The organism is Enterobacter sp. HNDS-6 (assembly GCF_039850505.1).
In the GTDB taxonomy this organism is placed as follows: Bacteria; Pseudomonadota; Gammaproteobacteria; order Enterobacterales; family Enterobacteriaceae; genus Enterobacter; species Enterobacter kobei.
The window spans coordinates 4187248-4210442 of the sequence record NZ_CP156673.1 but is presented as its reverse complement, the minus strand read 5'-3'; the positions used below and the strand labels follow the sequence as shown (position 1 = coordinate 4210442).

The 23195-nt window shown below is 53.7% G+C and carries 24 protein-coding genes; 14 read left to right on the top strand and 10 right to left on the bottom strand.

What is annotated here, in order from left to right; genetic code table 11:
* Positions 1–49: 49 nt before the first annotated feature.
* From ABFI50_RS19690 to ABFI50_RS19660, 7 genes are all read left to right on the top strand, one after another.
* On the top strand, positions 50–544 hold the full coding sequence (locus ABFI50_RS19690; RefSeq protein ID WP_008502272.1) for a ferritin-like domain-containing protein: 495 nt from the start codon (positions 50–52) through the stop codon (positions 542–544).
* Positions 545–567: 23 nt separating this feature from the next.
* Entirely contained in the window at positions 568–771 is a 204-nt protein-coding gene (locus tag ABFI50_RS19685; protein ID WP_023335667.1) for a hypothetical protein, read from the top strand.
* Positions 772–795: 24 nt separating this feature from the next.
* A complete protein-coding gene (locus ABFI50_RS19680) occupies positions 796–1302 on the top strand; it encodes a ferritin-like domain-containing protein (RefSeq protein ID WP_014883791.1) in 507 nt (168 codons plus the stop codon).
* Between the two features lie 15 nt (positions 1303–1317).
* A complete protein-coding gene (locus tag ABFI50_RS19675; RefSeq protein ID WP_008502274.1) occupies positions 1318–2190 on the top strand; it encodes a manganese catalase family protein in 873 nt (290 codons plus the stop codon).
* A 68-nt stretch (positions 2191–2258) separates the two neighbouring features.
* Positions 2259–3662: a cytochrome ubiquinol oxidase subunit I gene (locus ABFI50_RS19670; RefSeq protein ID WP_347484868.1), complete on the top strand. Its 1404-nt coding sequence runs from the start codon at positions 2259–2261 to the stop codon at positions 3660–3662.
* On the top strand, positions 3662–4672 hold the full coding sequence (gene cydB, locus ABFI50_RS19665; RefSeq protein WP_014883788.1) for a cytochrome d ubiquinol oxidase subunit II: 1011 nt from the start codon (positions 3662–3664) through the stop codon (positions 4670–4672). Before ABFI50_RS19670 ends, cydB begins: the two co-directional genes overlap by 1 nt.
* Positions 4673–4680: 8 nt before the next feature.
* Positions 4681–6306, top strand: coding sequence for an alpha-amylase family protein (locus tag ABFI50_RS19660; protein ID WP_045134053.1), 1626 nt, complete (start codon positions 4681–4683; stop codon positions 6304–6306).
* Here ABFI50_RS19660 and ABFI50_RS19655 read toward each other — a convergent pair whose 3' ends face one another.
* The 4 genes from ABFI50_RS19655 to ABFI50_RS19640 are packed head-to-tail and all read right to left on the bottom strand — an operon-like array spanning position 6307 to position 8800.
* Complete coding sequence (locus ABFI50_RS19655) at positions 6307–7293, bottom strand: SDR family oxidoreductase (protein ID WP_059372957.1); 987 nt, start codon at positions 7291–7293, stop codon at positions 6307–6309.
* A gap of 17 nt (positions 7294–7310) precedes the next feature.
* Positions 7311–7829 (bottom strand): 2-oxo-tetronate isomerase, encoded by a 519-nt coding sequence (locus ABFI50_RS19650; protein ID WP_347484865.1) that lies wholly within the window; start codon positions 7827–7829, stop codon positions 7311–7313.
* Positions 7830–7840: 11 nt separating this feature from the next.
* Positions 7841–8287: a YetF domain-containing protein gene (locus ABFI50_RS19645; protein WP_014883785.1), complete on the bottom strand. Its 447-nt coding sequence runs from the start codon at positions 8285–8287 to the stop codon at positions 7841–7843.
* Between the two features lie 9 nt (positions 8288–8296).
* Positions 8297–8800 carry a hypothetical protein gene (locus ABFI50_RS19640; RefSeq protein ID WP_014883784.1) on the bottom strand — a complete coding sequence of 168 codons (504 nt, stop codon included), beginning with the start codon at positions 8798–8800 and terminating at the stop codon, positions 8297–8299.
* 139 nt (positions 8801–8939) lie between these two features.
* Here ABFI50_RS19640 and ABFI50_RS19635 point away from each other — a divergent pair, with 139 nt between their 5' ends.
* The 4 genes from ABFI50_RS19635 (at position 8940) to ABFI50_RS19620 (ending at position 14016) form a co-directional block, all read left to right on the top strand.
* The gene (locus ABFI50_RS19635) at positions 8940–9329 is read left to right on the top strand and encodes a YdeI family stress tolerance OB fold protein (RefSeq protein WP_014883783.1); all 390 of its coding nucleotides are present in this window, start codon (positions 8940–8942) and stop codon (positions 9327–9329) included.
* Between the two features lie 64 nt (positions 9330–9393).
* Positions 9394–10278: an SDR family oxidoreductase gene (locus ABFI50_RS19630; protein ID WP_014883782.1), complete on the top strand. Its 885-nt coding sequence runs from the start codon at positions 9394–9396 to the stop codon at positions 10276–10278.
* A 182-nt stretch (positions 10279–10460) separates the two neighbouring features.
* Positions 10461–11384 (top strand): LysR substrate-binding domain-containing protein, encoded by a 924-nt coding sequence (locus ABFI50_RS19625; protein WP_014883781.1) that lies wholly within the window; start codon positions 10461–10463, stop codon positions 11382–11384.
* A gap of 250 nt (positions 11385–11634) precedes the next feature.
* Positions 11635–14016 carry a glucose/quinate/shikimate family membrane-bound PQQ-dependent dehydrogenase gene (locus tag ABFI50_RS19620; protein WP_347484862.1) on the top strand — a complete coding sequence of 794 codons (2382 nt, stop codon included), beginning with the start codon at positions 11635–11637 and terminating at the stop codon, positions 14014–14016.
* An 89-nt stretch (positions 14017–14105) separates the two neighbouring features.
* On the opposite strand, the gene ABFI50_RS19615 is transcribed toward ABFI50_RS19620, so the two are convergent.
* From ABFI50_RS19615 to ABFI50_RS19600, 4 genes are all read right to left on the bottom strand, one after another.
* Positions 14106–15797: a methyl-accepting chemotaxis protein gene (locus ABFI50_RS19615; protein ID WP_096218143.1), complete on the bottom strand. Its 1692-nt coding sequence runs from the start codon at positions 15795–15797 to the stop codon at positions 14106–14108.
* 160 nt (positions 15798–15957) lie between these two features.
* Positions 15958–17076 carry an S-(hydroxymethyl)glutathione dehydrogenase/class III alcohol dehydrogenase gene (locus tag ABFI50_RS19610; RefSeq protein WP_014883778.1) on the bottom strand — a complete coding sequence of 373 codons (1119 nt, stop codon included), beginning with the start codon at positions 17074–17076 and terminating at the stop codon, positions 15958–15960.
* A 30-nt stretch (positions 17077–17106) separates the two neighbouring features.
* Positions 17107–17382, bottom strand: coding sequence for a metal/formaldehyde-sensitive transcriptional repressor (locus ABFI50_RS19605; RefSeq protein WP_003857256.1), 276 nt, complete (start codon positions 17380–17382; stop codon positions 17107–17109).
* Positions 17383–17515: 133 nt separating this feature from the next.
* On the bottom strand, positions 17516–18364 hold the full coding sequence (locus ABFI50_RS19600; protein ID WP_023337263.1) for a hypothetical protein: 849 nt from the start codon (positions 18362–18364) through the stop codon (positions 17516–17518).
* Positions 18365–18826: 462 nt separating this feature from the next.
* On the opposite strand from ABFI50_RS19600, the gene ABFI50_RS19595 reads away from it, so the two are divergent.
* Complete coding sequence (locus tag ABFI50_RS19595; protein WP_014883776.1) at positions 18827–19693, top strand: AraC family transcriptional regulator; 867 nt, start codon at positions 18827–18829, stop codon at positions 19691–19693.
* Here the strand turns inward: ABFI50_RS19595 and ABFI50_RS19590 are convergent.
* On the bottom strand, positions 19690–20646 hold the full coding sequence (locus tag ABFI50_RS19590) for a LysR family transcriptional regulator (RefSeq protein ID WP_180261769.1): 957 nt from the start codon (positions 20644–20646) through the stop codon (positions 19690–19692). The genes ABFI50_RS19595 and ABFI50_RS19590 overlap by 4 nt on opposite strands.
* A gap of 89 nt (positions 20647–20735) precedes the next feature.
* Here ABFI50_RS19590 and ABFI50_RS19585 point away from each other — a divergent pair, with 89 nt between their 5' ends.
* Both ABFI50_RS19585 and ABFI50_RS19580 read left to right on the top strand, forming a co-directional pair.
* Entirely contained in the window at positions 20736–21212 is a 477-nt protein-coding gene (locus ABFI50_RS19585) for a GNAT family N-acetyltransferase (protein WP_045134059.1), read from the top strand.
* Positions 21213–21347: 135 nt separating this feature from the next.
* Positions 21348–21620, top strand: a complete 273-nt coding sequence (locus tag ABFI50_RS19580; RefSeq protein ID WP_014883773.1) for a CsbD family protein — start codon at positions 21348–21350, stop codon at positions 21618–21620.
* Between the two features lie 25 nt (positions 21621–21645).
* On the opposite strand, the gene ABFI50_RS19575 is transcribed toward ABFI50_RS19580, so the two are convergent.
* Positions 21646–23109 carry an EAL domain-containing protein gene (locus tag ABFI50_RS19575; RefSeq protein ID WP_045268119.1) on the bottom strand — a complete coding sequence of 488 codons (1464 nt, stop codon included), beginning with the start codon at positions 23107–23109 and terminating at the stop codon, positions 21646–21648.
* Positions 23110–23195 lie beyond the last annotated feature (86 nt).

Sequence of the window (23195 nt, the reverse complement as noted above, 5' to 3'; positions counted from 1 at the left end):
CTGAAAAGCTCGCAGTACCCTTTTTTTATTTTACCGGAGCGTAATAATTATGAATATGAAAAGTGTAGAGGATGTATTTATTCATCTTCTGTCGGATACCTACAGCGCAGAAAAGCAGCTTACCCGAGCGTTAAGCAAACTTGCCCGCGCCGCCTCCAGCGAGAAGTTGAGCGCCGCCTTTACCGCACACCTTGAAGAGACGCAAGGTCAGATCGAACGTATCGACCAGATCGTGGAACAGGAAGACGGCATCAAGCTCAAGCGCATGAAATGCGTCGCAATGGAAGGCTTAATTGAAGAAGCTAATGAAGTCATCGAAAGCACGGAAAAAAATGAAGTCCGTGATGCCGCATTAATTGCCGCTGCGCAAAAAGTGGAGCATTACGAAATAGCCAGCTACGGTACCCTTGCCACCCTGGCAGAGCAGCTTGGCTATAAAAAAGCCGTTAAGCTTCTTGCAGAAACACTGGAAGAAGAAAAAGAGACCGACCTTAAACTCACCGATCTGGCCGTAGGAAATATTAACCAAAAAGCGCAAAAATGACGCTATAACACAGGTTAAATAAAATGAGCATCAGTCCCAGGACAATTAAACGGTGCCATTTAACGGCAGCTATAATATGGTTCATTCTCGCTATCCCTTCCGTAATATGGTGGAAGAGCAGCGTACTATGGGTCATTATCATCAGCATCTACGCTAATATTGTCGGCCATTTGTCTGGCTACAGTGCCGCGCGTGCCGATCAGGCTGCTGAAAGTGAGACCAAATAAGCGAACCCTAATGAGGATACAATGATGAATCACGTAGAACACTACCATGACTGGCTACGCGATGCCCATGCGATGGAAAAGCAAGCCGAATCTATGCTGGAATCCATGGCCAGCCGTATTGATAATTATCCTGATGTTCGCGCCAGAATTGAGCAGCATATTAATGAGACAAAACGACAAATTACCTTGCTGGAAGAAATCCTCGACCGGAATGATATTTCTCGTTCAGTTTTAAAAGACTCGATGAGCAAAATGGCGGCGCTGGGGCAGTCCATCGGCGGCATGTTCCCGTCTGATGAGATCGTTAAGGGGTCGATCAGCGGCTATGTTTTCGAACAGTTTGAAATCGCCTGCTATACCTCCCTGCTCGCGGCGGCGAAAAAAGCGGGCGATACCGCCTCGATACCCGCTATTGAAACGATCCTCGCCGAAGAGCGCGAAATGGCCGACTGGTTGATTCGTCATATTCCGCAGACCACGGAACAGTTCCTGCTGCGTTCAGACGCATCGGGCGTCGAAGCAAAAAAATAATCAGGGAGAATCGCCATGTTCCGACACGTTAAACAGCTGCAATACACGGTTCGCGTTGCTGAACCTAACCCAGGCCTCGCCAATCTTTTACTGGAACAGTTCGGTGGGCCGCAGGGCGAACTGGCTGCCGCCTGCCGGTACTTTACGCAAGGATTGAGCGATGACGATCCGGGCCGTAAAGATATGCTGATGGATATCGCGACCGAGGAGTTAAGCCACCTCGAAATCATCGGTACCCTGGTGGGCATGCTGAATAAAGGCGCGAAAGGCGCGCTGGCGGAAGGGGTGGAAAACGAGGCCGAGCTGTATCGGTCCATGACCGAAAACGGCAATGACAGCCATATTACCTCCCTGCTCTACGGTGGTGGCACCCCGCTCACTAACTCTGCGGGCGTGCCCTGGACGGCAGCCTACGTGGACACCATCGGCGAGCCAACGGCGGACCTGCGCTCAAACGTGGCAGCAGAGGCCAGAGCGAAAATCATCTATGAACGTCTGATCAACGTGACCGACGATCCCGGCGTAAAGGATGCCCTGGCGTTTCTGATGACGCGCGAGGCGGCGCATCAGCTCTCCTTTGAGAAGGCGCTGCAGTCTATCCGTAATAATTTCCCGCCGGGAAAATTGCCGCCAATCGAGGAATTCACCAACAAGTACTACAATATGTCTGAAGGTGGAGAGGTTCGCGGAAGCTGGAACAGCGATAAACATTTCGATTACGTTGAGTCCCCCCAGCCTGCGGTTGACGGCGGCGATGGCAGCGCAAGCGTCACGCTCACAACCGAACAGGCAACCCTGGTCAAGGCGATGTCTGCCCGTACGAAGTCCGATCCACATTCCGACCCGCTGACCGGTGCCGAGCTGGGTGCCGGTAAGACTAAACCGTAATCGGTTTTGCCGGGCAGCCATAAACTGCCCGGCAATTCTCGTGCCCCATCGTTTCAGAGGTACGGACCATGTTCGAACTCGACGCGTTCCATCTGGCCAGAATTCAGTTCGCTTTTACCGTCTCGTTTCATATCCTTTTTCCTGCGATCACCATCGGCCTCGCCAGCTATCTGGTTGTGCTGGAGGGCATGTGGCTGCGCACCAAAAACGACGTCTGGCGATCGCTGTATCACTTCTGGCTAAAGATATTTGCCGTTAACTTCGGTATGGGGGTCGTTTCCGGATTGGTCATGGCGTACCAGTTTGGCACCAACTGGAGCGGATTCTCACAGTTCGCGGGCAGTATCACCGGTCCACTCCTCACCTATGAAGTCTTAACCGCTTTCTTCCTGGAAGCCGGTTTCCTGGGTGTAATGATGTTCGGCTGGAATAAGGTTGGCCCGGGCCTGCACTTCTTTTCCACCTGCATGGTCGCGCTCGGCACCTTAATGTCGACCTTCTGGATCCTCGCCTCCAACAGCTGGATGCATACGCCGCAGGGGTTCACCATCGAGAACGGACAGGTCATTCCGCAAGACTGGCTGGCAATCGTCTTTAACCCCTCCTTCCCTTATCGCCTGATTCATATGGCTATTGCCGCGTTTCTGAGCAGCGCGCTGTTTGTCGGCGCGTCGGGTGCCTGGCACCTGCTGCGCGGTAACGATACGCCCGCCATCCGAACCATGTTCTCGATGGCCATGTGGATGGCGCTGCTGGTCGCCCCCATCCAGGCGGTGGTGGGCGATATGCACGGCCTGAACACGCTTGAGCATCAGCCCGCCAAAATCGCCGCCATTGAGGGACACTGGGAAAATCCGCCCGGCGAGGCCACCCCACTGCTGCTGTTTGGCCTGCCGGATATGGAGGAGGAACGCACCAAATACGGCCTCGAGATCCCCGCGCTCGGCAGCCTGATCCTGACACATAGCCTGGATAAACAGGTTCCGGCCCTGAAAGATTTCCCGAAAGAAGATCGCCCAAACTCGACCATCGTTTTCTGGTCGTTCCGCATCATGGTCGGGATGGGGCTGCTGATGATTACCCTCGGTCTGCTCAGCCTCTGGCTACGCTACCGTCACCGGCTTTTCCACTCGCGCCCGTTCCACTGGTTTGCGCTCTGCATGGGGCCAGCGGGTCTGCTGGCGCTGCTCGCCGGCTGGGTGACCACCGAAGTGGGCCGTCAACCGTGGGTGGTCTATGGTTATCTGCGCACGATAGATGCGGTCTCCCTGCACAGTACTCTGCAAATGAGCATCAGCTTGCTGGCCTTCTTCGTTGTCTACTCGTCGGTGTTCGGCGTGGGGTATGTTTACCTCATCAGGTTGATTAAGAAAGGTCCGCAGCCCGTCGATACGCTGACGTCAAACACGTCGGGCACTCCCGCCCGTCCGCTGTCTGCCACGGAGTCCGTTTCAGAACAGGAGAGAATCTGATGGGCGTTGATATCGCTGTTATCTGGTTTGCCATCATCGTCTTTGCCACGCTGATGTACATCATTATGGATGGCTTTGATTTGGGCATCGGTCTGCTGTTCAACTTCGTGGGCGATGCCAGGGAACGCGATGTGATGGTTAACAGCGTGGCCCCGGTGTGGGACGGTAACGAAACCTGGCTGGTGCTCGGCGGCGCGGGATTGTTCGGCGCGTTTCCGCTGGCCTACGCGGTGATTATTGATGCGTTGACCATCCCCCTCACCGCCATGCTCATCGGCCTCATCTTTCGCGGCGTCGCCTTTGAGTTCCGTTTTAAAGCGACGCCCTCACACCGCAAATTCTGGGACTACTCCTTCGCAGGCGGGTCCTTGCTCGCCACCTTCAGCCAGGGGATCGTCGTAGGGGCAGTGATCAATGGCTTTGACGTGGAAGGCCGGCGCTTTGTCGGCTCTGCGCTTGACTGGCTGACGCCCTTCAATCTTTTCTGTGGCATCGGGCTGGTCGTTGCCTATACGCTGCTGGGGACCACCTGGCTCATAATGAAAAGCGAAGGCGCACTGCAAAACCGCATGCGCGAGCTGACGCGCCACGTGCTGCTGGCACTGGTGGTGGTTATTGCGGTGGTCAGCGTCTGGACGCCGCTTGGCTGGCAGTACGTGGCCGACCGCTGGTTTACCTTGCCCAACTTCTTCTGGTTCCTGCCGGTTCCCCTGCTGGTAGGGCTGTTTACGGTGCTGATCTGGCGGTTGACCCGCAACCCGGCCAGCCACTCGCGTCCGTTCCTGCTCACGCTGGGGCTGATCTTCCTCGGTTTTAGCGGCCTGGGTATCAGCCTGTGGCCAAACATTATTCCGCCCCATATCACCCTGTGGGAAGCCGCGGCACCGCCCGCCAGCCAGCTATTTATGCTGGTCGGCACCCTGCTGATCATTCCGGTGATTCTGGTGTACACCGCCTGGAGCTACTACGTCTTCCGGGGCAAAGTGTCGGATACTGAAGGCTATCACTGAGGAACGCTATGACAGACTGGCATACACGGGCCATTATTTATCAAATTGATACCGCACTGTTTTATGATATGAACGGCGATGGTTGTGGAGACATCGCCGGAATTGCGGCCAAGCTGCGTTATATCCGCCGCATGGGCGCGACGGTTATCTGGATCACCCCATTTTACCTCACCCCCTTTCTGGACGAAGGCTACGACGTTAGCGACCATCTGCAGGTGGATCCGCGCTTCGGTAAACTGGCCGATATCATCGCCTTTATCGAACAGGCCCGGGAGCTGGGCATGCAGGTCATAATTGAGCTGCTGATCCAGCATACCTCAGACGCGCATCCGTGGTTCCAGCAGGCCCGCCGAAACCCGGCATCCCCCTATCGTGATTACTACCTCTGGTCGGACAACGACGATGACGACACGCCCCCAATGTTTCCCGGCGTGGAAAAGAGCGTCTGGAGCTGGGACGACGAGGCGGGACAGTACTACCGGCATATGTTTTATCGCCATGAGCCGGATCTGAACCTGACCTCGCCTGCGGTACTTAAAGAGATTGAGAACATCATTCTGTTCTGGCTTAAGCTGGGGGTGTCGGGCTTTCGCCTGGATGCCGCCACCCACCTCACCAGACAGGCAGGAAACGGTGACGAAAAAAAAGGGCTGTGGATCCTGGAGCATATGCGCCGTCTTATTGAGCAACGTAATCCAGACGCGATCCTGCTTGGTGAAGTCGACGTCGACGTCAAGACGTATAAAGACTACTTCGGCAATAACGATCGCCTGAATCTGGTGCTCAATTTCTGGCTCAATAAGTATTTCTACGTCAGCCTGGCGAGGAAAAGCGCCCGTCCGCTGCGTAATGCGGTGAAAAAGATGATCGTCCCGCCCGACTCATGCTGTTTTGCCAACTGGCTGCGCAATCATGACGAGCTGGATCTGGAGGGCATTAGTCAGAAAGATAAGCAGTTTGTCCTTGATACCTTCGCCCCTGACGAAGAGATGAACGTCTATCAGCGCGGGATCCGCCGCCGCCTGGCGCCGATGCTGAATGGCGATCACAAGCGACTGGCGTTCTGTCACGCCGTGCTCTTTTCCCTGCCGGGTGTCCCGGTGATGCGCTACGGGGATGAGATCGGCATGGGCGACGACCTGGAACTGGAAGAGCGTTACGCCGTTCGTACGCCGATGCAGTGGGCCGGATCGGCGGGGGGCGGTTTTTCCGCGGCCAACCCGGAAAAATTTATTGCCCCCATCATCGATCGCGGCCCGTATCGCTATCAGAAAATCAACGTCGCTGATTCGCTGCTTCACCGCAACTCGCTTCTGCACCGAATCATGGATATTGCCAATACCCGCTCAGAGTTCCCCGAAATTGCCGTTGCGCCCTTTCGTCTCATTACCCTCGATCACGACGCGGTGCTGGGGCTGTATTACGAGACCGATGAACGCAGCATCCTCACCTTCGTCAACTTCAGCGACCAGCCGGTGAAGTTCGCCGCAAAAGGGATCCGCAATGCCACCTGGACTGCCTGTCTCGCGGACAAACGCTACGACGACGCGCTGGTGTGCGGCAAAACCGTCGAGCTCACTCTTGGCGGCTACGGTTACCGCTGGTTCTGGACCCACCGTAGCGCGCTGCGCTGATTATCTTCTCCCTCGAATTATCAGGCGGGTCAGCATAATCCCCGCCACCGCGAGGGCGCCCAGCGCCACCTTGCCAGGCATACCGGAGGTGACGGACGGGGCTCGGTTCTTCGCCTCGTCTGTAAAACGGCCATGGATTTTGTGCAGATCATTAACCGGCTGGTCAAGATAGTCCCGGCGATCCGGTGCGTTCAGATCGTCGGTCATCTGACCTTCCCAGGCTTTTTTAACCATCAGCCGGTCAAGTAAACCCGGGAAAAGAAATTGCCCGACGATCGACTGAATCGTGCTGCTTCCCACCCACAGTTCCCGTACCGGTTTTTGTGCAACCTTAAAGATGGCGCGGGCGGCGACTTCGGGCTCAAAAACCGGTGGCACCGGGCGCATCGCCCAGGCGAACTTATTCCTCGCCCATTCGAACTGCGGCGTGTTAAGCCCCGGCATCTGAACCATCGAAAGCTGAACCCGGCTGTTTTCATGCATCAGTTCGGTACGCACCGCATCGGTGAAGCCGCGGATCGCCGCTTTGGCGCCACAGTAAGCGGACTGTAAAGGAATGGAACGGTAGGCCAGCGCGGATCCCACCTGGATAATCACGCCTCTGTCGCGGGGCACCATCAGCTCCAGCGCGGCGCGAGTGCCGTTGACAAAGCCGAGGTAGGTCACGTCAGTCACACGACGAAACTCATCCGGCGTAAGGGTGCGAAACGGTGCCAGCACGGCGCCCATGGCATTGTTAACCCACACGTCAATCGCCCCAAGGCGATACTCAATCTCGTTAGCGGCATCCACCACCGCCTTACTGTCGGCGACGTCCGCCTGCACCGCGTGGGCATTGACCCCAAAGCGCTTTAATTCCTCCTGAGTGGAGTGCAGGCTGGCTTCATCGCGGGCGATAAGTCCCACATCGTAGCCCGCCTTTGCAAAGTGCAGTGCCGTGGCTTTTCCCACGCCCGCCGTCCCGCCAGTAATCACTATGACAGCCATACAACCTCCACGTGAATTTACCCGATATTGTCGTCCGACAAGGTTGTTACCAGTTCAGCCAGCGCAAAATGCACCGCTTTTTCCACCACGTCCTGACAGTCACCGGAGAAAAGAACGGTGCGGGTTTTCGACTCGCCGCAAATATTCCAGCCAAAGCAGACCGTCCCTGCCGCCGTCCCATCGTCGCCCCCTTCAGGGCCTGCGTATCCGCTGATGGCAATGCTGATATCCGCCTGGGCCATATCGCGGATACTGGCGGCCATCTCGCCCACCGTCGGTTCGCTGACGGCGGTATAGCGCGCCAGCGTTTCAGAACGCACGCCGAGGATCCGCGCTTTTGCTTCATCGCTGAATACCACCAGCCCGACATCATAAAAATCGGCGGTGTTCTCTTCTGCGCACAACGCGACCGAGAGCTTTCCCCCCGTACAGGATTCCGCCGTGGTTAAGCGCAGCCCGGCATCGGTTAATTTACTCGCCAGCTTTTTCGTTAATTCACTTACGGTATAATGATCGTCGTGAAACAGATTGCTCATTTTGCCGCCTCTTATTTCTCAAAAGGAATGATTGAAATATGCCCATTACGTTCGAATATGGCATATTTGATTTCACTCATTTTTGTAATGCCATTATTCTGACGCGCTGACACCAGAATATCATCACAGGATACGTCGACTTTTTTAAGTTTATCCGCTAACGGCACGCCATTCTCTACCAGAATGACGGGATTACCATCCAGAATATTTTCCACCGGGGAAAAATATTTCTTCATCAACCCAAAGAGAATATCCACTACCACCAGCGTGGTAATCGTTATCATCGCCCCGGTGACAGAAAAGTCCTGCCCCAGAAGCGCCTGCTGCGTGGCTTCACTAATAATTAACAGCAGAATAAGATCAAAGCTGGTCATCTGTAGCAGCGCGCGTCGCCCCGCCACTTTAAATACCACCACGAGAAACAGATAAATCGCCAGCGCACGAAAGACCATATCCATATCAGCCTCCTACGGGTAAATAAATTGCCAGACGGTGATCTCCGGCTCGTTGTTTGCGCGGATGACAGTATTCCACTTACCGGCCCGGGTCGGGGTCGTGAAGTACAACACGGAGAACCTGTCTGACTTCTGGAGCGTGTCATAGACGAAATAGAGGGTTTTCCCACGGCTATACATTCTGTCCGGCTGCGGCCAGACGCTGCCGGGTTCGTAAACGTCGCTGCGCTCGCTGGTGATGCTGAGCGTGAAGTGACCCGCCGTTTTCACCGGAAACGTAAATTGCATCCTTGACTCGGTCTCCCGACGGCCAAAGCGTTCATAGTGAATGGTCAGAGATTTAGCAGAATTGGTCCTGGACGTGTCGCTCACCATGCCGCTGGAAAACAGACCGGCCATCGCTGCGATTATAATACCTAAAAGCAGCACAAAACCCACCTGGCGAAATGCATATTCAAACCTGAGCAAGCGATAACTCTCATCTATCCCGGGTAACTTTTCATTTTCACGCTTCATGGTTGTCGTCACCGTTTCGCTTATTTTATGAGTGTTTTGATTTCAAAAGAGATTGTTTTTAAGACTTATCACATTTGCCACATAAAGGAATAGCAACAATACTTAATAAGTCAAGACACCCAAAAATGAAGGATATCAGATGAAATTATCACTTATTTCCGCTTTTTTGATATTTTTGGTTCCATCAGCATGGGCAGATAATAACGGCGGGTTACAAAAAGGTGACGCGCCGCCCCCGCCTCACGCGCTGGATAGCGGATATCGTGGAACCGATGATGCGCGTATTATGACCATCGATCAGGCAAAACAAATGCATGACGGTGCGACAATTTCATTACGCGGTAATCTTATTGACGGTAGCGGCGATAAGTTTGTATTCCAGGATAAAACCGGAAAAATCGACGTTATTATTCCCCAGGCAGTCTTCGACGGCAGAACGGTAAAACCCGACCAGATGATCAGTATCAACGGTTCGCTTGATAAAAAATCATCTCCTGCCGTCGTCCGTGTTGATCGTTTGCAGAAATAATTCAGCGAAGCGTTAACGCTGCAACTATCCATCAAATCTCACCCCTTGGCTTAAGGAGTCAGCTATGAGTGATACTACACAACGTACGAACGCTTACCCGCAACCCCCGTTCCCGGAACAACCGCAAACGCCGCCGGGACTGGCATCAGAGATGCAACCTGTACCCGATCATGGGGAAAAAAGCTACAAAGGGCATGGCCGCCTTACCGGCAAAAAAGCGCTGATCACCGGGGGTGACTCCGGGATAGGTCGCGCGGTGGCTATCGCCTATGCCCGTGAAGGGGCTGACGTTGCCATCAACTATTTGCCTGAAGAGGAAAAAGACGCCGCAGAGGTGATCGCGCTGATCAAAGCGGAAGGACGCAAAGCCATCGCGCTGCCGGGGGATATCCGGGATGAAACCTTCTGTCAGAATCTGGTCGAGGAAGCCGTCTCGAAGCTGGGTGGCCTGGATATTCTGATCAATAACGCGGGTCGTCAGCAGTACCGGGAGTCTCTGGAAGAGCTCACCACCGAAGACTTTGACGCGACGTTTAAAACCAACGTTTATGCCCCCTTCTGGATCACCAAGGCGGCGCTGCGCCATCTGAAGGCGTCGTCCGTTATCATTAACACCTCCTCGGTTCAGGCAGTGAAGCCCAGCCCCGTGCTGCTGGACTACGCCCAGACGAAAGCCTGTCTGGCCGTATTTACTAAATCCTTAGCCAAACAGCTGGGCCCAAAAGGCATTCGCGTCAACGCGGTGGCGCCTGGACCGTACTGGACGGTGCTGCAGTCAAGCGGCGGTCAGCCAATGGAAAAAGTGAAGGAGTTTGGCGGCGATACGCCACTGGGGCGTCCGGGTCAGCCGGTAGAAATTGCTCCGCTGTACGTCACGCTGGCCTCGGATGCGTGTTCCTATACGTCCGGTCAGGTGTGGTGTTCTGACGGCGGGGATGGCGTCATCTAAGGGGTTACTGATGTAACCCCTCGGGAATGAGCAATAAATGAACAAGGACGTTCGCCTGCAGCCCCTCCTGAAAAACATGTTGTAACTCAAACAGATCAAATGTTAAAAATATTTTGCTATCAGGTTATCAAAATTAAACAACTTAACTTGTCACCCGCATCGCTCTGTTTTTAACATCGCCTATGGAAAAAAATGGTCTGTTCAGTCAGCGCATACGCTTGCGCCATTTGCATACATTTGTGGCCGTCGCTCAACAGGGAACGCTGGGGCGAGCGGCTGAAACCCTTAATCTGAGCCAGCCTGCGCTCTCAAAAACCCTTAACGAGCTGGAACAGCTCACCGGCGCCCGTCTTTTCGATCGCGGTCGGTTGGGCGCACAGCTTACCCTCGTGGGCGAACAGTTCCTGACGCACGCCGTTAAGGTGCTGGATGCGCTCAACACCGCAGGCCAGTCCCTGCACAGAAAAGAAGAGCACACCAGTGACGTGGTACGTGTGGGTGCCTTGCCTACCGCAGCGCTGGGCATTTTGCCGCCCGTGATTGGTCAATTCCACAAGCAGCAACGGCATACCACGATTCAGGTTGCCACCATGAATAACACCATGCTGCTCGCGGGGCTCAAATCGGGGGAACTGGATCTGGGTATCGGTCGTATGTCCGACCCTGAACTGATGGGCGGTCTCAATTACGAACTGCTGTTTCTGGAATCCCTGAAGCTGGTGGTGCGTCCCGACCATCCTTTACTGCAGGATACCGTGACGTTAAGCCGCGTCATGGAATGGCCCGTGGTGGTCTGCCCGAAAGGCACCGTCCCGCGCCAGGCCGCCGAAAACTTGCTGCAAATGCAGGGATGTACACTACCCTCAGGGTGTATCGAAACGCTGTCGGCCTCGCTGTCACGCCAGCTCACCCTCGATTATGACTACGTCTGGTTCGTTCCCTCCGGTGCGGTAAAAGATGATTTGCGTCAGGGAACTCTGACCGCTCTGCCGGTGACCGCCCCGGGTGCCGGTGAACCTATCGGCATTTTAACCCGCGTAGACACGCCGCTCTCAACGGGTGCGCAGACGCTGCTGAGCGCCATCCGTAAATCCATGCCGGTTTGAATTCTTCCCTTCACCCTAACCCTCTCCCCAACGGGGCGAGGGATCTGTCCTGTGCGCTAATCAAATAATGCGGAATGATTCATTAACAATTGCGTAAAACAATTTAACAGTTTTATCATAGCCACGAATTCACCAAATGGTTCGTAAATCTTTTGATAAAGATGAATTCACCCGTGTTAATCATTATTCCCGCCGATTTTATTACCCAACTGGTACACCCGGCATAGCGGCGGGATCTAAGGAGACAGAAATGGCATTTGGCAGCGCGCCACGTGGGATACCGCGTATCCTGCAGTGGCTTCTTGCCGGACTGATGTTGCTCATCGGTCTGGCCGTCGGCGGGCTGGGGTTTAAGCTCGCCACCGTGGGCGGAAGTTGTTACTTCCTGATAATGGGCGTGGTAATGGTGATTGCCGCGATCCTGATTTTCCTCAATCGCACCAGCGGGATTGTCCTTTACAGCATCGCGTTTATTGCCTCGCTGGTCTGGGCGGTAAGCGATACGGGCTGGGATTTCTGGCCGCTCTTCTCCCGCCTGTTTACCTTCGCCGTACTGGCTTTCCTTTGTGCCATCGTCTGGCCTTACCTGCGTGGAGCAAACCACAATTTCCCCAACAAGGCGCCTGCTTTTGGCGTTGCGGCGGTCCTGGCCGTGGCGATGCTGGTTAGCCTTGGCTGGATGTTTAAGCCCCAGACTCTCGTGGCGGCGAATGAACCCGTTCCGGTTAAACCCGTCGCACCCGGTGAGCAGCAAAAGAACTGGGCGCACTGGGGCAACACCACACACGGTGACCGCTTCGCCGCACTGGATCAAATTAACAAGCAAAACGTCAGCGAACTGAAAGTCGCCTGGGTTGCCCATACCGGCGATATTCCACAGAGCAACGGCTCTGGCGCGGAAGACCAGAACACGCCTTTACAGATTGGCGATACGCTGTACGTTTGTACCCCGTACAGTAAAGTGCTGGCGCTGGACGTGGACTCCGGGAAAGAAAAATGGCGCTACGATTCTAAAGCCACCGCGCCTAACTGGCAGCGCTGCCGCGGTCTGGGCTATTTTGAAGACCACCAGAACGTGACAACGTCACAGGAAACCGCGCAGCCTGCCGCATGCCCTCGCCGTCTGTTCCTGCCGACCACCGATGCCCGCCTGATTGCCATCAATGCGGATAACGGCAAGGTCTGCGAAGATTTTGGCGAACACGGCACCGTGGATCTGAGCATCGGTATGGGTGAGATCAAGCCGGGATATTATCAGCAGACCTCCACGCCGCTGGTCGCCGGGAACGTGGTCGTCGTCGGCGGTCGCGTCGCGGATAACTTCTCCACCGGCGAACCCCCGGGCGTGGTACGTGCGTATGACGTTCACACCGGTAAGCTGGCCTGGGCGTGGGATCCGGGTAATCCGAACCTGACCGGCCTGCCGCCGGAAGGACAGACCTACACCCGCGGTACGCCAAATGTCTGGTCGGCCATGTCTTACGACGCCAAACTGAACCTGATTTATCTGCCAACCGGCAACGCCACCCCGGATTTCTGGGCGGGTGAGCGTACCGCGCTGGACGATAAATACAGCTCTTCTATCGTCGCCGTTGATGCCACCACCGGCCAGGTGCGCTGGCATTTCCAGACCACCCACCACGATCTGTGGGACTTCGACCTGCCTTCCCAGCCGCTGCTGTATGACCTGCCTGACGGCAAAGGCGGCACCACGCCTGTACTGGTGCAGACCAGCAAGCAGGGCATGATCTTTATGCTCAACCGCGAAACCGGTAAGCCGGTCGCGAAGGTAGAAGAGCGTCCGGTACCGGCTGGTAACGTTGAAGGTGAACGCTACTCACCCACCCAGCCGTATTCCGTCGGCATGCCGATGATTGGCAACCAGACGCTGACTGAATCCGACATGTGGGGCGCGACGCCTGTCGACCTGCTGCTGTGCCGTATTCAGTTTAAAGAGATGCGTCATCAGGGCGTCTTCACCCCGCCGGGTCTTGACCGTTCCCTGCAGTTCCCTGGCTCGCTGGGCGGAATGAACTGGGGCAGCGTCTCGGTTGACCCGAACAACAGCCTGATGTTCGTCAACGATATGCGCCTCGGACTGGCAAACTACATGGTGCCGCGCGCTAACGTGGCGAAAGACGCCAGCGGCATTGAGATGGGCATCGTCCCGATGGACGGCACGCCGTTCGGCGCAATGCGTGAACGTTTCCTGTCACCGCTTGGCATTCCGTGCCAGAAACCGCCGTTCGGCACCATGTCCGCGGTCGATCTGAAATCCGGCAAACTGGTGTGGCAGGTGCCTGTCGGTACGGTGGAAGACACCGGTCCTCTGGGCATTCGCATGCACATGCCTATCCCAATCGGGATGCCAACGCTGGGCGCGTCGCTCTCAACCCAGTCCGGCCTGCTGTTCTTCGCCGGTACTCAGGATTTCTACCTGCGTGCGTTTGATACCGCCACCGGAAAAGAGATCTGGAAAGACCGACTGCCGGTTGGCAGCCAGTCCGGCCCGATGACTTACGTCTCACCGAAAACCGGTAAACAGTACATCATCATTAACGCCGGGGGCGCTCGCCAGTCACCGGATCGCGGTGATTACGTTATCGCATACGCGTTACCTGATAAGAAATAAGCTGTAAAAAAGGGACCGAAGGGTCCCTTTTTTTGTAGGTCGATTTTGTAGGTCGGGTAAGCGAAGCGCCACCCGACACTGCTGGCGACTCAGAACGTCTCCCAGTTATCTCCGGAAACCGTCGCCGCCGGGCGCAACGGCGTGTTCTTCGCCACTGGCACAGACGTCACCGCGCGGCCAGGCTTCGCGCCGCTTAAACGAAACGCCCCCACCGCCTCGGTCAGACGAGCGCCCTGTTCTTCCAGGGATGCCGCGGCTGCGGATGCTTCTTCCACCAGCGAGGCGTTCTGCTGGGTCACTTTATCCATCTCCGAAATCGCCTGGCTGACCTGCACAATACCGCGGCTCTGCTCATCCGATGCGGCGGCAATTTCCAGCATGATGTCGGTCACGCGCTTAACCGCGTCGACGATTTCATTCATGGTGTTACCCGCAGCCACCACCTCACCCGACCCCTGATCGATAAGGGAAACCGACTCATTGATCAGGCTTTCGATCTCTTTTGCCGCGTTGGCGCTACGGCTTGCCAGCGTACGCACTTCACTGGCTACCACCGCAAATCCACGCCCCTGTTCACCCGCGCGCGCCGCTTCTACCGCCGCGTTCAGTGCAAGAATATTGGTCTGGAAAGCAATGCTGTTAATCACGGCGGTAATCTCAGAGATCTTCTTCGAACTGCTGGAGATGTTGCCCATCGTTTTGACCACGCCGGAGACCATCTGGCCGCCACGGCTGGCTTTTCCGGAGGCATCTTCCGCCAGCTTGCTGGCATGATGCGCGTTATCAGCGTTCTGTTTCACCGTGGCGGTTAACTGTTCCATGCTCGCGGCGGTCTGCTCAATGGCCGCGGCCTGCTGCTCGGTGCGCGAAGAGAGGTCAGTATTACCGGCAGAAATCTCGCTGGTTCCGCGATAGATCTCCTCCGCGCCCTGACGCACGGTGCCAACCGTTGTTTCGAGGGAGTGCTGCATGGTTTGCAGATCGCGCGTCAGACGGCCAATTTCGCTGCGTCCGGCCACATCGTCCGGCATCGTCAGGTCACCTTTTGCAATATTCTCGATACGTTTCGCAGCACGCTGTAGCGGATGAATGACCGTGCGGCGCAGCACAACGAAGGTCATCGCGGTCAATACCAGCGCCAGCACAAACGCGCCCACCATAAACATCAGCCCCAGCTGCGTGCGGCTGTGCGCCTGCGCCGTTAGCGCATTGGCACGGTCGGTGCGGATCTTAATCGCCTTCAGCAGCACGGCATTGTAAGCGTCATCCAGCGGGCGCGCGGTTTCATTTTCGTGGTTGATGATCGCTTCGAACATGCCGTTTTTGGCAAATTTGACCATCGGCTGCATGCCCGCGATATAGGCGTCGTAGCGCGCTTTCAGGTCAGCATCCAGCGCTTCGTCTTCAGCGGTACGCACGGAGCGATTCATATACGCGTTAAAGCTATCCTGAGACTGCTTGATACGCGTTTCCGCCTCGCTGATGTTCTGCTTCATCGCATCCATCTCTGCGATACGGCTTGCCGCGCCGGCGTGGATCAGATTGATACGCGCGGTGCGCAGATGGTTTGAGCTGTTCGACAGCCCCATACGCACCTGAATCTCAGATGTGACATCCTGCAGATCCTTATCGGCCTGCAGCAGGAAATATCCCGCCAGACCCGAGCTCAAGGCAAACAGCAAAATAATGCCACCGAGAATGGAGGAAAACAGCGGAACCAGCCTGATGTGATGCAAGAAGCCCAGCTTACGCTGCGCCTGCATCGAAGTAGTGTTGTCCATGACCGTCGACTCTCTTATAGGTAAGATGCGTAAAAACACGCCTGTTAGATAGTCATCGGCACGGCAGAGATTTAGATTACGGCTAAAAACGCCGCACTGGTCACACTTTAGAGAAGATTATTAAAGAAATGCCAGCGGCTAAAAACCGCTGGCAGAAGAGTTACTTGTCGCCGAAATGAATAACGGTACGGATAGATTTTCCGTCGTGCATCAGATCAAACGCTTCGTTGATCTGCTCTAGCGGCAAACGGTGAGTAATGAACGGATCGAGCTGAATCTTACCGACCATAGCATCTTCAACCATCCCCGGAAGCTGGGTACGGCCCTTCACGCCGCCAAACGCGGAGCCGCGCCACACGCGTCCGGTGACCAGCTGGAATGGACGGGTTTTAATCTCCTGACCCGCGCCGGCCACACCAATAATGATGCTCTCGCCCCAGCCTTTGTGGCAGCATTCCAGCGCGGAACGCATGACGTTAACGTTGCCGATACACTCAAAGCTGAAGTCCACGCCGCCGTCGGTCATCTCAACAATGACATCCTGAATCGGTTTTTCGTGATCTTTCGGGTTAACGAAATCGGTCGCGCCCATTTCACCCGCCAGTTTGAATTTCTCCGGGTTAGTATCGACCGCAATAATACGCCCGGCCTTCGCCTGCACCGCGCCCTGAATCACCGCCAGACCAATGCCGCCGAGACCGAACACCGCCACGGTATCCCCCTCTTTGACTTTTGCCGTGTTATGGACCGCGCCAATGCCGGTCGTCACGCCGCAGCCCAGCAGGCAGACTTTATCCAGCGGCGCCTGCGGGTTCACCTTCGCCAGAGAGATCTCCGCGCAAACGGTATACTCGCTGAAGGTGCTGGTGCCCATGTAGTGGTAAATCGGCTCGCCGTTATAAGAGAAACGGGTCGTCCCGTCCGGCATCAGCCCTTTTCCCTGCGTGGCGCGGACGGCCTGGCAGAGGTTGGTCTTGCCGGATTTACAGAACTTACACTCGCCGCATTCCGCCGTGTACAGCGGGATAACGTGATCGCCAGGCTTCAGGCTGGTCACGCCCTCGCCCACCTCCACAACGATCCCGCCGCCTTCGTGTCCCAGTACCGCCGGGAAAACACCTTCCGGATCGTCGCCGGACAGCGTGAACGCATCGGTATGGCAAACGCCGGTATGGGTAATTTTGATCAGCACTTCGCCTTTTTTCGGTGGTGCGACGTCGATTTCAACGATTTTCAGCGGCTGGCCGGGGCCAAATGCAACAGCAGCGCGAGATTTCATAGGTCTTCCCTTTTTGTCAGGTGTGTGGGTTTATTTTAGATAAGAGCGCAGCAAATGGCCGACTTCTGCCATGCGCACGGCTCGCTGATCCGGCGTTGTCTCTCCCGTCACCAGCTCATCTTTGAGATGAATTTCTACCATTTCGCCCATCAGGCCATTGGCAGCACCGCGCACGGCGGCAATTTGCTGCAGGATAGCCAGACAGGGATCGCCCGACTCCAGCGCGCGTTCAAGGGCATCGACCTGGCCCCGAATGCGACGGACGCGAGTAAGAATACGTTTTTTATCTTCGGGTGAATGCGGCATACGCCCTCCTGATACTATAGGGGGGTATGGTATCAATACAATCAACTGTCTGTAAACAGTAAGTTATATAGGGTTATTACGCATTTACTCGAAATTTTTAAACCCACGTTGAACCCTCATACGTGCGTACGTCTTATTCACATAACTTCACTCTTTCCCACTCTCTCTTTAGAATGCCCCCTACTACCCCCATTAATTCTTCCGAACCGTTTAATAATTCAGCATAAACCTCTCTAACATTGGCTAATCCCCCCGAAACGTCATCAATAATTAATTTATTAATCGACGTTTTTAAAAAATTAATCAATCGTTTAATTTCTTGAGTTTCTTTTTCTTGTGGATTCATACTTAGCAATATGAGAAACTTCATTTTATCCATAGCATTATGAGTTGACTGCGATTTCTCCAGACAACGTGAAAATTCGTCACTTGCCTCCTGATAACGAACTCTAAAATCCTCAGAATAATTAGTTTCTTTATATATATCAGCTATTGTCCGTAACTTACGCTCAGTAATCAGATAACTTGAGCGGGCATCGTAATGACTGAATATTAATAAACAAAATTCGGCGATATTATCACGAAAATCATTAATCCATTTTTGCCTATTGGTTGAGATTACTTGAGCATTAATTGTTTTTTGAGCAAGCGTTTTTTGTATTTCACGTTCTTCTTTCAATGAGGCAAATTGCGAGGCACGCTCACCCATCATAAATAGCTGCTGCTTTGCCCTTTCAGACTTTAAGAAACGCTGCTGCTCGTCTCTTTCTTTTCTAACGTTTTCTGCGTTTACATGAAATGTTCTCCACGCGATCAAAGCTGGAATTATACCACCAAGGAACGTAGCACCAACCGTTAACCAGAGTTGATTGTAATCAGTAGGCGTATCGATAGTTATTTTAGGAAGAGACGAAACTTTTAAAAAAAATTGTTCAACATCGCCTACATTTAGAAGTTTGAACGGTACACCTTGCCAAGACATAGATAGTCCTTTAGTCCGTATGATGAGGAGGATTTAAGATAACATTTTAACGGCCATGGTGGAATTGTTAACCAAAGGAAATATTATATTTTCAATGTCTAATAGTTGTTCTGTCATTTGTTATATGTGACTAACACCTCAACGCAAGCAATATTCCCTCAAATAGCACATTCTCGCTTCTAATCAAGCGCTTTTGTGCCGTTTGTTATCATGGCCTTCGTTAAAGATAGCCATGACGAACCTTTTGCTTAATGGAAATTTTTCCCGTCACCGTTGCGAGTCATCATTTTGAACAGAGTATCTTTGATGAGAGGGTCATTGCTCCCGTGCAATGTTATGCTGCTGGAATCCCCCCATAATCGCACTGTCATGAAAAAACTTCGTCAATAATGAATCTGATAAGCAAGATCGGTCAGGATCCTGCCCGACCGCGCAGGCAAAGTAGGTCATCAGGAGGATGTCATGAACGATGCAGCCAAATCGGCATACCGTGAGCGCTTATATAGGGTGTGCGACTATATTGCCCACCACCTGGATGAACCGCTCACGCTGGAAAAGCTCAGCGCGATAGCCAGCTCTTCACCTTATCATTTTCATCGTCAGTTTCTGGCGTTCAGTGGTCAGCCGCTGTATCGCTATATCCAGTGGCTACGCCTGCGCCGAGCCTCCTGGCGACTGGCCTTTAATCCGCAGGATAAGGTGATTGATATTGCGCTCGATGCCGGTTTCCAGAACCCCGAATCGTTCAGCCGCGCCTTCAAAACCGCGTTTGGAAAGAGCCCGCGTCAGTTCCGGCAGCAGCCGGACTGGCTAAGCTGGCACCAGCGCGTACCGAAAATGACCTTTCAGGAGCAAAAATCGATGGACGTTAAGATTGTTGATTTCCCCCAAACTCACGTGGCCATGCTGCAACACCGTGGCAGCCCGGATCGGGTTAATGACAGCGCGGCGACATTTATCGCCTGGCGTAAGGCCACGGGGCTATCGCCAGTACGCGAAAGCAGCACGTTTGGCATCGCCTGGGACGACCCGGCAACCACACCTGCCGATGCCTTTCGCTTCGATATTTGTGGCAGCGTTACGGAGGCAGTACCAGAAAATGCGTTCGGGGTTGCCAATGGTGAAATCAAAGGCGGACGATACGCTGTCGGGCGTCACACCGGCTCGCTGGATACGATCTCCAACACGGTATGGGCGATGTTCCGCGACTGGCTACCAGACAGCGGCGAAACGCTGCGCGATGCACCGGTATTTTTCCACTACCTCAATTTTGTCCACGAGGTGCCGGAACATGCGCTGCAAACGGATATCTATCTGCCGTTAAATTAAGACGGATGACTTCCCCCGCCATCAGCTGAACGTCTTACCGCCTGCGCCAGTTTATGCAGCTCCTCCTTAAGCCAGCGGGTCGCCCCCCGCTGGCCGCTGCGTTTATGCGAGTAAATTTTCACTTCAAACGCGCGGATTGAAAACGGTAAAGCAAATATCCTGAGATCCGCAGCCGCGACCAGCTTCTCAGCCGCAAACCGCGGGATCGCCATCAGCAGATCGCTTTGTGCAACGATAAACGGGGCGCTGAGCATCGACGGCGTTTTGATCGCTATGTGCCGGGTATAGCCCAACTGCTCAAGCCGCAGATCCAGAACCCCTTGTTTCTCATTCCAGGGCGTGACCACCAGATGTCGGGCCGCGAGATAATCCTCCAGCGTCAGCCGTGTCCGGCTGGCGTTACTGATGACCACATACTCATCTTCGAACCAGCCTATCTCCTCCAGTTCCGGATGACGAATATCCTCCGAGGTACTGAACCCGAGCGCCAGATCCACTTCCCCGGCTAATAGCTCCGTCAGCGCCGGGCTGTGGGGCAAATAACGCAATTCAAAACGCAAACCAGGGGCAGCATGCTGCAAGGAGTGCATCAGGGTCGGAAAAACGCAAAGCGCGGTAAAATCCGTAATCGCAATGTGTAAGCTCTCGGTACTGCTGGGGGCGTCAAACTCCGGCTGCGGGGTCAGCTCATGATTCAGGAATGACAGTGCGGAAGCGATGGAAGGTGCGAGTTGAGCAGCATACACGCTGGGGGACATACGATGCCCTTCCCTGAAAAAGAGCGGATCGTTCAGCGTCGCGCGCAGACGCGAAAGCGCATGGCTCAGTGCCGATGTGCTCATCGCCAGCTCATCGGCTGCCAGACGAATAGAACGATGGCGGTAAATCGCGTCGAAAACGGGCAACAGGTTTAAATCAAGACGTCGTAAAGCCGGATGCATAATATTCATCATTTGTTGATTTCATTGCACTTAATTCTTCGGACAATACTCCGTATGCTTAACGCCATCAATCGCGAAACAGACAAAAAGCAGGAATAACAATGAGCATTATCCTTCGTCAGGCCCGTCCCGAAGATGCCGCGGCCATTTACGCCATGATCTATGAGCTGGCAGTCTATGAAAAAGCGCCGGAAGAAGTGGTTACCACGCCAGAGGAGATCCGTGAAACGCTCTTTGGCGCGGGAAGTAACACCGAAGCGTTGATCGCTGAGTATGAAGGCGACATCATCGGCTATGCCGTGTTCTTCACCAGCTATTCAACCTGGCTCGGACGCAACGGGATCTATATGGAAGACCTGTACGTTTCCCCGGAGTATCGCGGTAAAGGCGCGGGAAGAGCGTTACTGAAACATATCGCGCAACTCGCGGTAAAGCGGCAGTGTGGTCGCCTGGAATGGAGCGTTCTGGACTGGAACCAGCCCGCCATTGATTTTTACCTGAGCATTGGCGCGCTGCCGCAGTCTGAATGGGTGCGCTATCGCCTTGATGGCGACGCGCTGCTGAGTTTTGCCGAATAACAGCGTCTCTCTGTGCGAGTCCTTTCGCACAGAGATATATCCGAAAACAGCCCTGCCAGGTGCCGAAATTAACCTTTCGTCTCTCATATCTGCAAAGAGCGGCTATCCTTTAATTATCAACACAAGGAGGCAAAGATGTCTGATTTCGGTACTGATAAAAACACCCAGTTTGCTGAAGATAAAGCAAAAAATAAGCTCGATGAAATTGCAGGTTCTGCACAGCAGCAGTTTGGTGAATTCGTCGATTCACCAAAGCACCAGGTAAAAGGCGCGGCTAAAAAATATGCCGCGCAGGCCAGCGATGCGGTTTCTGATGTAACAGAAGCGGTCAGAAATAACCCGCTAACCGGCCTTATCGCCGCCGGTGCCGTCGGTATTGTTCTCGGCCTGCTACTGGGTCGTAAATAATCAAGGCCCTTCGGGGCTTTATTTTTTAGCTAAACTGTCTTACCATGCGATCTAATTCCTCCTCCTTCACAGCCCGTGAGAGATAATATCCCTGAAAGTTTTTCACGCCCAGTTCGACTAATTTTTCAAATTTCTCTTCACTGTCCACCCCTTCAGCAATGCAGTCCGTTCCGGTCATGTCGCTGTATATCTGAATCGCTTTAATCAGATTATAATCGTTGTCGTTCGCCACAAAATGCTCGACGATGTCGCGGTCCAGTTTCAACCCGTCAAAATGCACCTGCCTGACAGGAAACATGGTGTGATGGTTAGAGAAGCAGTCATCCAGAAACAGTCTGCACCCGGTATTACGCAGATGCCGCATGGTTTCAGGGATCTTCTTGTCTTTGGTCACATCGATATCTTCTGCAAATTCAAAGACAAGCTTTTCCGCCCACTGGGGTTTGAGCAACATGCCGATGGCTTTCCGGGCCATCTCCGGCAACGCTTTCCCGGAAGCGAGACGAGGCGGAATATTGACTGAAAAATAGAATTTCCCATTATATTTATTAATCCCGGACACGGCAGCGTGGATCACCAGGGCCGTTATTTTTAACCATATCTCGTGATTTGAAATGTCATTAAGAAAACAGGCTGGCTTGACTATTTTGCCGTTTTTATTCCAGCGGATCAGTATCTCAAAGCCCACCCCTTTTTTGTCGCGATCGGTAATGATCTGGTAGGCCGGGAAGATCTCCCTTTTCACCAGAGCATTAAAAATATCTGCTTCTTTATCCGTGAATTCTGCTTTAAGACGATGGTTTTTGTGACTTCTTTCCGCTTTGAAATTATGCGGATCGTTTAACCATCGTTTAATATAATGTAACTTCTGCACACCTTCCTTACGATGGGTATAAACCGTTTTATTAGAAAGCCCTAGCTTTTCGCACAGATCTTTTACGGACATACCGCGGTAGAAATTTAATAAAACGTCAATTTCTCTTCTTGTTAGCCATTTCAGATTTTCCTGCGGAGAATACCCCAGACAGTGATCGCGTAATAATCGCGAGTGGTCTTTAAACCCCTTATTATGGGTGTGGAAGCAGTTGATGACATCAGAAACGCTGGCGATCCGAATCAGTGATAATTGATGGCTGTTATGTAAAAGGCTACCCAGAGTGCGATATAACCAGCTGTCAGGTATATCACTATAAAGGGTCACGCATCGGATAACAGGCAATGCATTCAGTACGGATGCCAGCCGCGTCAGACTTTCCAGCAGAGTGACAATCCCTTTACCCGGAAACACAACAATGTGCGCATGTTGATTATTAAGGATATTTTCCCTATCCCGTTGGCAGACATCATCTCCCTCAAAGTGGATATGCGAAGCGTCTATGCCGTACTTTTTCAGGAGCAAAGCATACCCCTGGAAGGTAAAACCGCAGGTTGAGATGACAAACCGCCGATCGTCGCGAGCAACATTTCTGTGAGAAATTTTGTGGGTCATAACCTGCTCCTGGGCACAAAATCGCCATTCTTATTATGAATACGGAATATGTAATACAGCTGGTGTATAGAATAATTTTACAGTAC